Origin of the sequence: Nocardia sp. CA-120079 (genome assembly GCF_050955745.1) — a bacterium.
GTDB lineage: Bacteria > Actinomycetota > Actinomycetes > Mycobacteriales > Mycobacteriaceae > Nocardia.
Genome location: NZ_CP192088.1, coordinates 1,027,109 through 1,041,483, shown reverse-complemented (window position 1 = coordinate 1,041,483; position 14,375 = coordinate 1,027,109). Strand labels below are relative to the sequence as shown.

The 14,375-nt window shown below is 64.7% G+C and carries 11 protein-coding genes; all 11 read right to left on the bottom strand.

All coding sequences use genetic code 11. The features are described 5' to 3' along the window. Nucleotides 1-87: 87 nt before the first annotated feature. On the bottom strand, nucleotides 88-3,597 hold the full coding sequence (locus ACQPYR_RS05020; protein ID WP_433628149.1) for a DNA-directed RNA polymerase subunit beta: 3,510 nt from the start codon (nucleotides 3,595-3,597) through the stop codon (nucleotides 88-90). A gap of 420 nt (nucleotides 3,598-4,017) precedes the next feature. Beyond that, nucleotides 4,018-4,728 carry a hypothetical protein gene (locus tag ACQPYR_RS05015; RefSeq protein WP_433628146.1) on the bottom strand — a complete coding sequence of 237 codons (711 nt, stop codon included), beginning with the start codon at nucleotides 4,726-4,728 and terminating at the stop codon, nucleotides 4,018-4,020. 11 nt (nucleotides 4,729-4,739) lie between these two features. After that, nucleotides 4,740-5,435 carry a hypothetical protein gene (locus tag ACQPYR_RS05010; protein ID WP_433628143.1) on the bottom strand — a complete coding sequence of 232 codons (696 nt, stop codon included), beginning with the start codon at nucleotides 5,433-5,435 and terminating at the stop codon, nucleotides 4,740-4,742. 50 nt (nucleotides 5,436-5,485) lie between these two features. Beyond that, on the bottom strand, nucleotides 5,486-6,727 hold the full coding sequence (locus tag ACQPYR_RS05005; protein WP_433628141.1) for an MCE family protein: 1,242 nt from the start codon (nucleotides 6,725-6,727) through the stop codon (nucleotides 5,486-5,488). Continuing rightward, nucleotides 6,724-7,959 carry an MCE family protein gene (locus ACQPYR_RS05000; RefSeq protein WP_433628138.1) on the bottom strand — a complete coding sequence of 412 codons (1,236 nt, stop codon included), beginning with the start codon at nucleotides 7,957-7,959 and terminating at the stop codon, nucleotides 6,724-6,726. Before ACQPYR_RS05000 ends, ACQPYR_RS05005 begins: the two co-directional genes overlap by 4 nt. Then, nucleotides 7,956-9,230 carry an MCE family protein gene (locus tag ACQPYR_RS04995; protein WP_433628136.1) on the bottom strand — a complete coding sequence of 425 codons (1,275 nt, stop codon included), beginning with the start codon at nucleotides 9,228-9,230 and terminating at the stop codon, nucleotides 7,956-7,958. Before ACQPYR_RS04995 ends, ACQPYR_RS05000 begins: the two co-directional genes overlap by 4 nt. Before the next feature lies 1 nt (nucleotide 9,231). Further along, a complete protein-coding gene (locus ACQPYR_RS04990; protein ID WP_387294395.1) occupies nucleotides 9,232-10,242 on the bottom strand; it encodes an MCE family protein in 1,011 nt (336 codons plus the stop codon). Continuing rightward, nucleotides 10,242-11,309 (bottom strand): MCE family protein, encoded by a 1,068-nt coding sequence (locus tag ACQPYR_RS04985; RefSeq protein WP_433635014.1) that lies wholly within the window; start codon nucleotides 11,307-11,309, stop codon nucleotides 10,242-10,244. Before ACQPYR_RS04985 ends, ACQPYR_RS04990 begins: the two co-directional genes overlap by 1 nt. Nucleotides 11,310-11,317: 8 nt before the next feature. Further along, nucleotides 11,318-12,670 carry an MCE family protein gene (locus ACQPYR_RS04980; protein WP_433628133.1) on the bottom strand — a complete coding sequence of 451 codons (1,353 nt, stop codon included), beginning with the start codon at nucleotides 12,668-12,670 and terminating at the stop codon, nucleotides 11,318-11,320. 42 nt (nucleotides 12,671-12,712) lie between these two features. After that, nucleotides 12,713-13,513, bottom strand: coding sequence for an MlaE family ABC transporter permease (locus tag ACQPYR_RS04975; RefSeq protein WP_063045471.1), 801 nt, complete (start codon nucleotides 13,511-13,513; stop codon nucleotides 12,713-12,715). A gap of 69 nt (nucleotides 13,514-13,582) precedes the next feature. Then, nucleotides 13,583-14,344, bottom strand: a complete 762-nt coding sequence (locus tag ACQPYR_RS04970) for an MlaE family ABC transporter permease (protein WP_063045457.1) — start codon at nucleotides 14,342-14,344, stop codon at nucleotides 13,583-13,585. Between the last annotated feature and the right edge of the window lie 31 nt (nucleotides 14,345-14,375).

Here is a 14,375-nt window from a genome sequence, read left to right as displayed (position 1 = left end):
TCGGGTCGAATTCGAGCAAAAAGTTCACTAGTTGGTCGAGCGCGGAGGCCGGATGTCGTCGGCGTGCACGCCATCCGGCCCTACCGCCTAGTTCGCCAGATCGTCGACGGTCGCGGCTTCGTTCCTGGACAGGTTGATGCCCAGGTTCGCGGCCGCGCGCTCCAGATCCTCATCATCGCCGTCGCGCATCTCGATCGCCGCGCCGTCCGAAGACAGCACCTCGACATTGAGGCACAGCGACTGGAGTTCCTTCAGGAGCACCTTGAACGACTCCGGAATGCCCGGCTCCGGAATGTTCTCGCCCTTGACGATCGCCTCGTACACCTTCACGCGACCGACCACGTCGTCGGACTTGATGGTGAGCAGCTCCTGCAGCGTGTAAGCGGCGCCGTAGGCCTGCATGGCCCAGCACTCCATCTCACCGAAGCGCTGACCACCGAACTGCGCCTTACCACCGAGCGGCTGCTGGGTGATCATCGAGTACGGACCGGTCGAACGGGCGTGGATCTTGTCGTCGACCAGGTGGTGCAGCTTCAGGATGTACATGTAGCCGACGGCCACCGGGTACGGGAAGGGCTCACCGGAACGTCCGTCGAACAGCGTCGCCTTGCCGTTGTCGTCGACCATGCGCTCACCGTCGCGGTTCGGCAGGGTCGAGGCGAGCAGACCGGTCAGCTCCTCTTCACGAGCGCCGTCGAACACCGGTGTCGCGATGTTGGACTCGGCCGGAGCCGCCAGCATCTCCTCCGGCAGTGCCCTGGCCCAGTCCGGACGGGAATTACCGTCCGCACCGGCGCCGACATCCCAGCCCGCCTTGCCGATCCACCCGAGGTGGGTCTCCAAGATCTGGCCGATGTTCATACGACGCGGCACACCGTGGGTGTTCAGGATGATGTCCACCGGGGTGCCATCGGGCATGAACGGCATGTCCTCGGTGGGGAGGATCTTGCCGATGACACCCTTGTTGCCGTGGCGGCCGGCCAGCTTGTCGCCGTCCTGGATCTTGCGCTTCTGCGCCACGTACACCCGGACCAGCTCGTTGACGCCGGGAGGCAGATCGTCGTCGTCCTCGCGCGAGAACACGCGGATGCCGATGACCTTGCCGGACTCACCGTGCGGCACCTTCAGCGAGGTGTCGCGCACTTCGCGCGCCTTCTCACCGAAGATCGCGCGCAGCAGCCGCTCCTCCGGGGTCAGCTCGGTCTCACCCTTCGGGGTGACCTTGCCGACCAGGATGTCGCCGTCGCGAACTTCGGCGCCGATGCGCACGATGCCGCGCTCGTCCAGGTCCGCGAGAACCTCGTCGGAGACGTTCGGGATATCCCGGGTGATCTCCTCGGCGCCGAGCTTGGTGTCGCGGGCATCGATTTCGTGCTCTTCGATGTGGATCGAGGTGAGCACGTCCTCTTCCACGAGGCGCTGCGACAGGATGATCGCGTCCTCGTAGTTGTGGCCCTCCCACGGCATGATCGCCACCAGCAGGTTCTTGCCGAGGGCCATCTCACCGTTCTCGGTGCAGGGACCATCGGCGAGCACCTGACCGGACTCGACCCGCTGACCCTCGTCCACGATCGGCCGCTGGTTCGCGCAGGTGCCCTGGTTCGAGCGGGCGAACTTGCGCATCCGGTAGCTCTTGCGGGTGCCGTCGTCGGCCATCACAGTGACGTAATCGGCCGAAACCTCTTCCACCACACCGGACTTCTCGTTCACCACGACGTCACCGGCGTCGACCGCGGCGCGCAGCTCCATACCGGTACCCACGATCGGGGATTCGGAACGGATCAGCGGCACGGCCTGGCGCTGCATGTTCGCACCCATGAGGGCACGGTTGGCGTCGTCGTGCTCGAGGAACGGAATCATCGCGGTCGCGACCGAAACCATCTGGCGCGGCGAAACATCCATGTAGTCGACCTCGGAGGCGGGGACGAGTTCGTTCTCGTCGTTGCCCCGGCGGCAGAGCACGCGCTCCTCGAGGAAGCGGCCGTCGGCGTCGACCGGCGAGTTGGCCTGCGCACGGACGTGGCGGTCCTCTTCGTCGGCGGTGAGGTACTTGACCTCATCGGTGACCTTGCCGTCGACCACCTTGCGGTACGGCGTCTCGATGAAGCCGAACGGGTTCACCCGCGCGTACACCGACAGCGAACCGATCAGGCCGATGTTCGGGCCTTCCGGGGTCTCGATCGGGCACATGCGGCCGTAGTGCGAGGTGTGCACGTCGCGGACTTCCAGACCGGCGCGCTCACGGGACAGACCACCCGGGCCGAGCGCCGAGAGGCGACGCTTGTGGGTCAGACCCGACAGCGGGTTGTTCTGGTCCATGAACTGCGACAGCTGCGAAGTTCCGAAGAACTCCTTGATCGCGGCCACGACGGGACGGATGTTGATCAGGGTCTGCGGCGTGATGGCCTCGACGTCCTGGGTGGTCATCCGCTCGCGGACCACGCGCTCCATACGGGAGAGGCCGACCCGGATCTGGTTCTGGATCAGCTCGCCGACGGTGCGCAGGCGGCGGTTGCCGAAGTGGTCGATGTCGTCGACCTCGACCGGCACCTCTTCGCCGCCCGGCGCGGTCATCGCCCGATCACCGGAGTGCAGCCGCACCAGGTACTCGATCGTGGTGACGATGTCTTCCTTGGTGAGCACCGATGCGGTAATCGGCTCGCCGAGGTGGATGCCGAGCTTTTTGTTGATCTTGTAGCGACCGACGCGCGCCAGGTCGTAGCGCTTCTCCTTGAAGAACAGGTTCTCCAGCAGGGTCTGCGCGGACTCCTTGGTCGGCGGCTCGCCCGGACGCAGCTTGCGGTAGATGTCCAGCAGCGCCTCGTCCTGACCGGCGGTGTTGTCCTTCTCCAGGGTCGACATCATGATCTCGGAGAAGCCGAAGCGCTCGACGATCTCCTCGGTGGTCCAACCCAGCGCCTTCAGCAGCACGGTGACCGGCTGACGACGCTTGCGGTCGATGCGCACACCGACGGTGTCGCGCTTGTCGACATCGAACTCCAGCCAAGCGCCACGCGACGGAATGACCCGCACACTGTGCAGATCCTTCTCGGTGCCCTTGTCGACGCTGTGATCGAAGTACACACCCGGCGAACGCACCAGCTGCGAGACGACGACGCGCTCGGTGCCGTTGATGATGAACGTGCCCTTACCGGTCATCATCGGGAAATCACCCATGAAGACCGTCTGGCTCTTGATCTCACCGGTGTTGTTGTTGATGAACTCGGCGGTCACGAACAACGGCGCCGCGTAGGTCATGTCCTTGTCTTTGCACTCGTCGATGGAGGCCTTGACCTCCTCGAAACGAGGATCAGAGAAAGAAAGGGACATCGACCCGGAGAAGTCCTCGATCGGCGAGAGCTCCTCGAGCACCTCCTCCAGACCGCCCGTTAGTCCGCCGTCGCCGCGAGCCGCGGCTTTCTCCCGCCACGAGGGCGAGCCGATCAACCATGCAAATGAGTCGGTCTGTAGATCGAGAAGTCCGGGCACCTCCAAGGGTTCACGGATCTTCGCGAAAGACACCCGCAACGGGGCTCCGGGGATTCCGGCAACTGCCTTGGTCTGGGTGGAGACTGCCAAGATGCGTCCTTCCAGCACCTCACGCGCGTCGCGTGGTGGTCCGCGACCGTCGCTTGTCTGCTACGAATTCCGCTGGATACAACCCGAACGAAACCCGAACAGGCAACAACGGAAGTAACACCGGAAGGTGGAACTTACGTGTGCAAATCGAGGTATGGACAGGAGGCAGCCAGCGCAACGTCCAACCGTACACCCATACGCAAGGTGGTGTCAAAGTACCACCCGAACAAGCCTCCGTGTGGCGGCACGCCGTGACCGTTATGGCCGCATTCCGGGTCCGAATCGCTGGCTGCGTCGGGAGCCACGGGGCGCGAGGAGCCACTGTGACAGCTGCCGCTGTTGTGAATAGCGTGACGTGTCCGGCGAAACTCGTCAAGTGGCGGGCCCGACCCGGTGATCAGCCAGATCCCCTGCCCCGCTGGGCTTATGCCGCCGAAATCACTGGTCGACGATGGCCGCGGCCAGCCACTTGCCGTCCACCTTCTGCATTTTCAGCACGATCGGGCCGGAGGCGCTCTGCTGGGCGACGCCGTTCTTGTTCGCGCTGACCACGAAATTCACCAGCAGCTCGGCCCTATCCTGGGTGAGCAAGGTCACCCCGATCGGGTCAGCGAGGGCATCGGCGCTGGTCTGCGCCTGTTTCAGGGCGGCGAGATTGGTATCGGCGTACTTGTCGAAATCGGCGAGCATCTGCCCGGTGACGACACCGTGCACCGCATCCTTATAGCCGTCGAGCTTGTTCACGTCATAGGCGTAGATGGTCTTCAACGCGTGCGAGGCGGCCGCGGTCACCTCCTCGGTGGCCTTGGTGTCCACGTAGGCCTCATTGGAATCGTCGATGCCGGGACGCAACGCCGCAACCGCGGCGAAGCCACCGAGCAGCACAGCGACGAGGAGAAGGGCCGCGACCACGCCCCACCCCGCGCCCGGACGTAACCGCTGCGACCACGGCCGCGACGACTCGGCGGACTGCGGAGCCGGTCGGACCGGTTCCGCGCTACCGGCGACCTTCGTCCGGCGCTTCGTGGTCGTTTCGTCGGCCGCGCGGGTGCTGCGGCGTGCGGTGACGGAACCGGTGTTCGCCACCGTGCGGCCGACGGTGGGACGGTTGCGGGGAGTGACCCGATTGACTGGTCGACGAGATGCCATGACGGGTTCTCCTACGATCCGGGCTTGGGCGCGGGCGTGGCACCGGGCTGTGCGGCAGTCGGCTGATTCAAGGGGATCGGCTGACTCAACGGACTCGCCTTCTCGGCCTTCCAGACCTCCCCCTGCTTGACCAGATCAAGGGCCCAGGTCTGACGGTAGGAGTACGGCGCGACATCCGGGACGGTCCTGGTGGTCTGCAGCACGATGAGCGCGGAGGCGTGGTCGCGCTCGGAGTTCAGCGCGGTCAGCGAGGACCCGACGACCTTGGACTCCAGCCTGGTCTTGGCCTGCGTGGCCTGCTCGCGGAACTGCTCCTGGGTCTTGGTGGCATCGTCGAGCAGCGATCCGGTCATCGACGACTGGATCAGCTTTATCGAACCGTCGACATTATTGGGATCCAGCGACATCAGGTTGATCGCGGCCTGCCTGGCATCGGCGAGCGCGGTATCGCGCGCCTCGACGCGCGGACCGTCGGTGAAGAAGGCCGCGCGCACCCAGCCGGTGCCGAACCAGACCGCGGCGATCAGCGCGACGACCAGTGCGGCGGCCGCGACCATGGTGACCGCGAGTCGGCCGCGGGATGCGTCCGCAGACGCGACCGCCGGGCGCACGGGATCCGATGCCGTCGCGTCATGCGCTGCGGCATCAGCTTCCGTGGAATCGGAGCCGGTTACCGCCAGCTTTTCCTTGGACATGTCGATGCTCACAGCCAGACACCCTAACTATCGTTACTGCGGCGTAGCCGCGTAGGTCCTGTTCACCGCTTGGGCGTGACCCCCAACAGGGTGGCCATCTGTACGGCGATCGGGTTCAGATTCAGCTTCTCGGGATCGGTCTTGGGGGTGGAATCCCAGGGCTGCACAATGCTCGGATCCGCCAGATCTGCGCGCATTCCACCGCGCACCGCGGTCGGATTACCGAACGGCACAGTGCATTTCGCGTCCTTGTTGAACGGGAAGTCGTCGCGAGTGTCGTCGAAGTCCGGATTCTCCCGCTTCATCTGGTCGAGGATCGCCTTGGTGCCCTCGTAACCCTGGGTGCACGCGGGCGGGTTGTTCGCCTCGAGCACCAGGCCGAAGTGGCTGGTGCCGTCGCCGGGCGCGGTGGACGACGCGCCGATGGACAGGCCCGGCAGCATCTGCAGCAGCGGACGCAGCGCGTAGAACTTCGGCGAGATGGTCAGCAGCAGCTGACGCAGGTTGGTCAGATCCTCGGTGAGCGCGCCGCCGCTCTCGTTCAGCAGCGCGGTGATCTGCTGGCCGGCATCGGTGCCGGTGCCGATGAGCCGCCGGATATCCGGATCGCTCGAACGCAGTTGAGCGGTGAGTTGGTCGAGGCCCTGGCTGAACTGCCGGATGTAGCCCGACTGCTCGGCCTGGGTGCCCAGTGCGATCCGGCCGTCGCGGATCAACTGGATCGTCTGCGGCAGGCTGTCGTTGAACGTGGCGGTGAACTTGTTCAGCGAATCGACGAAGACCTTGAGGTCGTCGCCCTTGCCGTCGAAGGCCTTGCCGAGTTCGGTGACGGTGGTGTTCAGCGCGGTGAGATCGACCGAGCGAGTGAAGGTATCCACGCTCTGGACCAGCTGCTCGACGGAAATCGGGGTCGTCGCCGAGGTGATGACCGAACCATCGCGCAGATACGGGCCCTTATCGGAATCGGGCTGCAGATCGACGTACTGCTCACCGATAGCCGAACGGTTGGCGATAACCGCCTTGGCCGACTCCGGAATCTTCGGCGCACTCGAATCGAGCACCAGGCCGATAGCCACACCCTTGTCGGTGAGTTCCAGATTGCCGACCCGGCCGACCGGGACACCGCGGTAGGTCACCTCGGCGCCCTTGTAGATGCCGCCGGTCTGCTTCGCGTCGACCTCCACGTTGTACTCGCCGATGCCGAGCATGTGATCGAGCCGAACGTATTTGGCGCCGACGAAAACCACGCCGAGCACCGCGATCAGGGCGAACGCGACCAGCTGGTAGCGCACCAGACGGGTCATCGCTGACCACCTCCGATCTGGTCGAGAATCGCCCCGAGCGGATCGGCAGGCAGCTGCGGCAGGCCGGCGGGGTAGCGCGGAATATTGGGCGGCAGCGGCAGCAGCGATACCGTCGGCCAACCCGGGCGCGGACCATTGCCGCCGTAGTACGGGTTGGTCGGATTCACCGGCACCTCGGGGCCGTAAGGCGGTGGGATATAGACCGGGTCACCCTTGCCGACACCGAGATTGCTGAGCGTGACACCGATCTGCTGGTCCACCGAGAGCCAGGTGTTCACCTGGCCGCCGAAGGTGCCCTCCAGCGTCGAGTCCGGGAATGGATAGGTCGGTATCAGCGGCAGCGCGGTGACCAGATCCGGTGCGGCCTTGCCGAGTTCCTGCAGCGTCGGACGCAGTGAGGTCAGATCCTTGATCAGATCGTCCTTCGAGTGGTTCAACACGTCGAAACCGGCCTGACCCACCCGGTCCAACTGCGCCAACAGCGAAATCAGTTGTGGCCGCTGCTCGTCCAGGATCTTGATGCCCCGCGGCAGCTCATCGATGATCTTGCTGATCTGATCGGTCTGGGTGCTCACCCGACTGCTCAGCGTGGCGAGTCCGTCGATGGCCCTTGTGATGTCGTCGACCTGCTCGTTCAGCCCGCCGATCAGGGTATTGGCCTGATCCAGCAGCGATCGCACCCGCTCCTCGCGGCCGCCGAGCGTCTTGTTCAGCTCCGTGACGATGGGCTGCAGCTGCGCGACGCCGCCACCGTTGAGCAGCAACGACAGCGCACCGAGCACTTGCTCGATCTCGGTCGCGTGCCGGGTGTGGTCGGCCGGGATGACCGAACCATTGGCGAGCTTCTTGCTGTCGGGTTCCTCGGCCGGCTTGGACAGTTCGATGAACTTCTCGCCGAGCAGATTCGACTGCCGCACCTCGGCCCGCGCATTGGCGGGCAGGTCGACCGAGGAGTTCACCAGCGCGCGCACGCTGGCGGTCCAGCCGTCCGGAGCAAGGGCGATTTTCTCGACGCGGCCGACCGCCACGCCCTCGACCTTGATCGCAGACTGCGGCACCAGATCGAGCACATCGTCGAACCGGATATCGATGGCCATCGGATGGTCGCCGACATCGGCGCCGCCGGGCAGCGGCACCGCGTAGATACCCTCGGACGAGCACGAGGTCACCAGGACCGTGCTCATACCCACCACCAGCACCGCGCTGGCCACGGAACGGATTCGCTTGTTCATCGCTGGCCACCTCCCTGCGAGGGCGGAAGTTGATCGGACGGGGTGCCAGGAACCGTGCCGGGCACCGGGTCGCGCTGCTGATTGTCATTGCTGAGGATGCCGAACGGCAGGATCAGCGTCGGCGTCTTCACACCGGCGGTGATCTGATCGGTGATCTCCTTGCAGTGATCCAGGATCGGGCGCATCTGCTTGCCGAGCGCCTCGAACTTCGGATCCCCCGGCATCAACTTGCTCAGATCCAGCATCTTGCACACCGCACCGAACGGATCCTGCAGATCGGTGAAGTTGGCGCGCATATCGAGGGTGCCGGATTCGGCATTGTGGATATTGATCAGATTGCTCAGCGCCAGCGGCAGCACCGGCAGTGTCGCGGCCAGATCGTCGCGCTGCTTGGCGAGCGTCGCGGTGAGCGTGGTCAGGCCCTGGGCATTCTGCTGGATCAGATCCCGGTTCTCGTCGATGAATCGGGCGACATCGCCGAGTGCGACCGACAGCAGGTTCAGCGCCGCGCCGAGATCCTGGCGTTCCCCCGCGAGGAAGGTCGACAGATCCGCGAGCTGGACATTGAATTGCCGCACCTGCTGGTCGTTCTGGGCCAGCATGGTGACGAAGGTCTGCAGATTCTTGACGGTGTCGAAGATGTCGCCGCGAGCATCGCCGAGGTATCGCGCCGCGCGCGAGAGCTGAGTGATGCTGTTGGCCAACGCCTCTCCGTTGCCCGCCAGATTCGCGGCCGAGGTGCGCACCAGTTGGTTCACCGCGCCCTGGGCGTTGGCGCCGTTGGGGCCTAACGCATCCGAGAGTTCGGTGATGCTCTTGTACAGCTGATCGACCTCGACCGGGGTGACCGTGCGATCGCGCGGAATGGTCGCGTTGCGCGCCATTTTCGGTCCGCCGGTGTAGGCCGGGGTCAGCTGGATGTAGCGGTCGGACACGATCGACGGCGTGATCTGCGCGGCCTTGGCATCGGCGGGCACATCGATGCTGCGGTCGACGCTCATCACCACCTTGACCTGCTCGCCTTGCGGCTCGACGGAATCCACCTTGCCCACCGGCACACCGAGGATGCGCACATCCGAACCCTCGTAGATGCCCACGGAGCGGTCGAAGTACGCGGTGATCTTGGTCGTGGTCATCCGGTCGAAGACCCACCAGAGGGCGCCGGCCAGGACCAGCGCCGCGATCACGCCGATCGCGATGGTCGCCTTGGTGCCGCGACGCGAGGTCCGCAGCGCGGTGAGCGGCTCCTTACGAGGCCAGTTCACCCCCATGTCAGTTACCTCCCATGGTGCGCACCGGCGGCCGATCGCCCGGAATCTCCGGCAGACCGGGCGGGAGCAGGTTCACGATCACCGCGTCGAACCAGCGCCCGGTACCGAGCACATTCGCGTAGAGGCCGTAGAACGGCGCCGCGAGTTCCAGCGTCTTGGAAATGTTCTGCTGATTCTTGTTCAGCAGGTCGATGGAGGCCGCGAGGTTGGTCAATGCCGGCCCCATCTGCTTCTCGTTATCGGCGACCAACGCGCTCAGTTCGGCCGACACCGTCTTGGCGCCGGTGAGCAGCTGCGCGATGGACTGCTGGCGAATGTTCAACTCGGCCAGCAACTGTCCACCGTTGGCGAGCAGCCGCTCGAACTGCTGATTGCGGTCGGCGAGCACACCGGTGGTCTGCCTGGTCGCCGCGAACAGCTTCTTGAGCTCCTCATCGCGCTTGCCGAGGGTTTCCGAGAGCCGGGCCACGCCGTCGATGGAGTTGCGTATCTCCGGCGGGGTGGTCTCGAACGCCTCCGAGAGCACCCGCATGCTGGTGGCCAGCTGCGCGGTGTCGATCTGGTCGATGTTCTTGGCCGCATCGCTGAACGCGTCCACCACGTCGTACGGAGATACCGTCCGCGACAGCGGAATCACTTTGCTCGGATCGGCGGGCTCGGAGCCCTTCGGATCCAGTGCCAGGTACTTCTGGCCGAGCACGGTCTTGATCTGGATGGAGGCGGTGGTCTCGTTGCCGACCCACGCGTCCTGGGTGCGGAAGTCGACGAGCACCTTGTTGCCGTCGAGCCGAACATCCGACACCGCACCGACCTTCACACCGGCGATGCGAACCTCATTGCCCTTCTTGAGGCCCGCGGCCTCGGAGAACTGCGCGGTGTATTTGGTGCCCGCGCCGATGATCGGCAACCTGTCCAGGAAGAACGCGGAGATCGTCACGAGCAGCACCATGGCCAGGCCGAGCACACCCAGGAACGCTGGGCTGCGCTTACCGAGCAGGATCCGGTCGTCCATCAGTGACCACCCTTCCCCTGGCAGCGCGGCGCGGCATTGGTGTAGAGCGGCTGGTTGACCGTCGGCAAACCGGCGGGGAGGTTGAGCTGCGGCGCGTCTACCGCGCCCGGTCCGACCACGATGTCGATACCGCACAGATAGAACTGGAACCAGGAGCCGTAACTGCCGGCGCGGCCGAGCTTCTCCATCTTGATCGGCAGATTCGTCAGCGCCGTATTCACTTCGTCCTTGCGCTCGTCGAGGGTGCCGGTGAGCTGGCTGAGCCCGGCGATCGAGCCCTGCAGCGTCGGGCGGGTCGGAACCAGCAGATCCGCGGTGGCCGAGGCCAGGTTGGCGAGCGAGGTGACCGAGCTGCCGATGGTGTCGCGTTCGGCGGCCAGCCCGCTGACCAGTGCCTCGGTATTGACGATCAGCTGATCGAACTGCCCCTCGCGTTCGTTGACCGCATTGAGTACGGCCGTGAGGTTGCGCACCAGATCACCGATGACCGCGTCCTTGTCGGCGATCTTGTTCGTCAGGTTCGCGGTGGTCGCCACCAGATCGTGGATGGTGCCCTGCTCGCCCTGGAAGACCTGGATGATCTCGTAGGACAGCTTGTTCACGTCATCGGCGGTCAGCGTCTGGAACAGCGGGCGGAAGCCGTTGAACAGTGTGGTCAGGTTCAGTGCGGGCCTGGTGTGCTCGAGCCCGATGGTCGCACCCTTGTTGAGTTTGCGGCCCTGCTCGCCGGTGCCCTGCTCGAGCGCGATATAGCGCTGGCCGACCAGGTTGCGGTACTTGATGGTCGCCGTCGTCGACGCGGGCAGCCAATCACGGTCGGTCAGTTCGAATCCGACCTCGGCCTGGCGCTTGTCCACGATCTTGACGCTGGTGACCTTGCCGACCCGGACTCCGGCGATGCGCACCTCGTCACCTTTATTGAGCGAGGTGACATCGGAGAAGCGCGCCTTGAACGCGGTGCCGCCGCCGGTGTAGTTGGCGATCGAGAGCCCGAGGATCGTCGTCGCCAACAGCGTGACGACGACGAAGATGATGAGTTTGGTCAGCGGCCCACCGAGGCCGCGCATCGTTTCCTTCATCGCATGCTCACCTCGCTGCCACGGAATGCGGGTGCACCGATCCTGGTGACCCAGCTGGGCACCTGGTCGGGCGAAACACCGTTCGCCGCACCGTAGATCGTGCCGAGGGTCTGCTGTTCGGCGGGCGAACCGGCCGTTGTCGGCACATTCGCGGCCGGATACATGCCGAACTGCGGCACTGGTAGCGTGCCGCTGACCTGGTCGCCCGGATTGCGGCTCGGCACCTGGTAGGAACCATCGTTGAGCGGTCCGCCGGTGTACTGACCCGGATCGGTGAAGACCGGATATTCCGGCAGGCACCAAGGCCCGCGGGTGTCCAGCCAGCGCGGCTCGTCCTGGTTGGGCAGGTACTTGCCGCGGGTGTTGGTCAGCTCGATGGTGACTCGCGAGCCGGGCCGCTTGGTGCCCATGCCCATGAGCTGGTCGATGCGCGGCTTCATCTTGGCGAAGTTCGCTATTGCGCAGGTGTAGGTCGGCGAGTAGGTCGCCAGCTGTTCCAGCGCGGGCCGCGAGTCGGCGGCCACATCGATGATGTTGTCGCGGTTGGCGATCAGGAAGTCCGCGGTGGTGGCGGCGGTCGGATTCAGCGTGGCCAGCAGGGTATCGATCTGCGGGCGGCGCTGCACGATTGTCGCGTTGGTGGTGCGCAGGTTGTCGAATGCGTCGACCAGTTGCGGCAGCGCATCGGAATAGGTGGCGGCCACATCGGCGAAACTCACCAGATCCTGCTTGAGATCGGGCATGACCCCGTTGACCTCACGGAAGATGTGATCCAACTTCTCCACCGTCTCACCGAGCGCCAGCCCCTGACCCGAAAGCGCTTGGGACAGTGCGCCGAGCGTCGAGGCGAGATCCTGCGGCGGTATCGCCTGCAGCAGTGGCAGCACATCATCGAGCAGCTTGCTGATCTCGATGGCATTGCCGCTGGTGTCCTGATGCAGGGTCACGCCCTCGGTCAGGTGCTGCTTACTCGGCTCGTCCGGGATGACCAGATCCACATACCGTTCGCCGAACAGCGTCTTCGGCAGCAACCGGGCCGTCGCATTGACCGGAATCTGCTGGGCCTTACCGGGATCGATCGCGAGGTCGAGGGTAACCTTGCCGCCCTCGGACCGGCTCGACCTGACCTCGCCGACATTGACGCCGCGCACCTTCACATCGGCATTGCGGGTCAACGCATTTCCCACGCTGTCGGTGATCAGTTCGACCCGGACGGTATCGACGAACGCCTTGTTGTAGATCGCGACCGTGGTGACCAGGAATAATGCGCAGACCACGAAGAATGCGATTCCGAGCAGCCGGACGCGCAATTTCTCCGTCGCGCGCCACATCTGCACGCGATTACTCATGACGGCACCTCACGGCCGCTCCCAATTCGATGATCCGCGCGCTCATCCAGCAACCCGCACTGTCGTAGTAGTTCCCCAGATTGCGAGGCTCAGGAAGAAATCGAGCACATTCACGAGCACGATCGCCGCGCGCACCGCGCGACCCACCGCAACGCCGACACCGGCCGGTCCGCCGGTGGCGTTGAAGCCGTAATAGCAATGCACCATGATGATTACGAATGCGAAGACCAATACTTTGACGAATGAATACAAGACGTCTTCTGGTGGCAGGAACAGACTGAAATAGTGGTCATAGGAACCACTGGATTGTCCGTTGAACCAGATGCTGATCATTCGCGACGCCAGGAATGTGCCCAGCAGGCCCACGATGTAGAGCGGGATGACCGCGAGGAAGCCTGCGATGACCCGGGTGGTGACCAGGAACGGCACACCCGGCACCGCCATCACCTCGAGCGCATCGATTTCCTCGGAGATACGCATCGCGCCGAGCTGGGCGGTGAAACCACAACCCACCGTTGCCGATAGCGCGAGCGCCGCGACCAGCGGCGCGATCTCGCGGGTGTTGATGTACGCGGTGAGGAAGCCGGTCAGCACCGAGCTGCCGAGCGAATCCAACGCCTTGAAGCCCTGCAGGCCGACGACGACGCCGACCGAGCCGGACATGAACACGATGACGCCGATGGTGCCGCCGATGACGGCCAGCGCACCACTGCCGAAGGTCACCTCGGCGAGCAGCCGCATGACCTCCTTGCGGTAGTGCACCGCGGTGCGCGGTATCCAGGCGATGGCCTTGGAATAGAACGACATCTGATCGCCGGCGCGATCGACGACATTCACCGGCATGCGCGCGATCTCACGGACCCGGCGGGCGGATTTCGCCAGGACCGGGGGACGGTACGAGGTGGCCACGGGTCAGGCGCCCTTGGCGGGGACGACCTGCAAATACACCAGTGTCAGGATCAAGTTCACGAAGAACAGAACCATGAAGGTGATAACCACGGATTGGTTCACCGCGTCTCCGACTCCTTTCGGGCCCCCTTTGGGATGCAACCCCTTGTACGCGGCGATCACGCCTGCGATCAGACCGAATACCAAGGCCTTGATCTCGCCGATCCACAGGTCCGGCAATTGGGCCAGCGCGGAGAACGAAGCGAGGTAGGCGCCGGGCGTACCGCCCTGCAGCCCGACATTGAAGAAATAGCCGCCGGCGATGCCGACCACCGATACCAGACCGTTGAGCAGCAGCGCGACCAGCATCATGCCGAGTACGCGCGGCACCACGAGCTTCTGCACCGGATCGACGCCGAGCACCTCGAGTGCGTCGATCTCCTCACGGATGGTGCGCGAGCCGAGATCGGCGGCTACCGCCGATCCGGCCGCGCCCGCGATGATCAACGCGGTGACAACGGGGGCGGCCTGCTGGACGGTAGCCAGGACGCTGGTTGCGCCGGTAAACGATTCGGCGCCTAGTTGTTTGATCAGAGAGCCGGTCTGCAGCGCGACAACCGCACCGAACGGGATGGCAACCAATGCGCTCGGCAAGATCGAGACACTCGCGATGAACCACGACTGCTCGATGAATTCGCGCAACTGGAAAGGCCGTTTGAACGTCTTGCGCATAACGTCGATGAACAGCGCAAAGATGTTGCCGGCCTGGCCAAACCCCGACTCCATTGGAGTCCGCAATCGCGCCAGGGTGGAATTC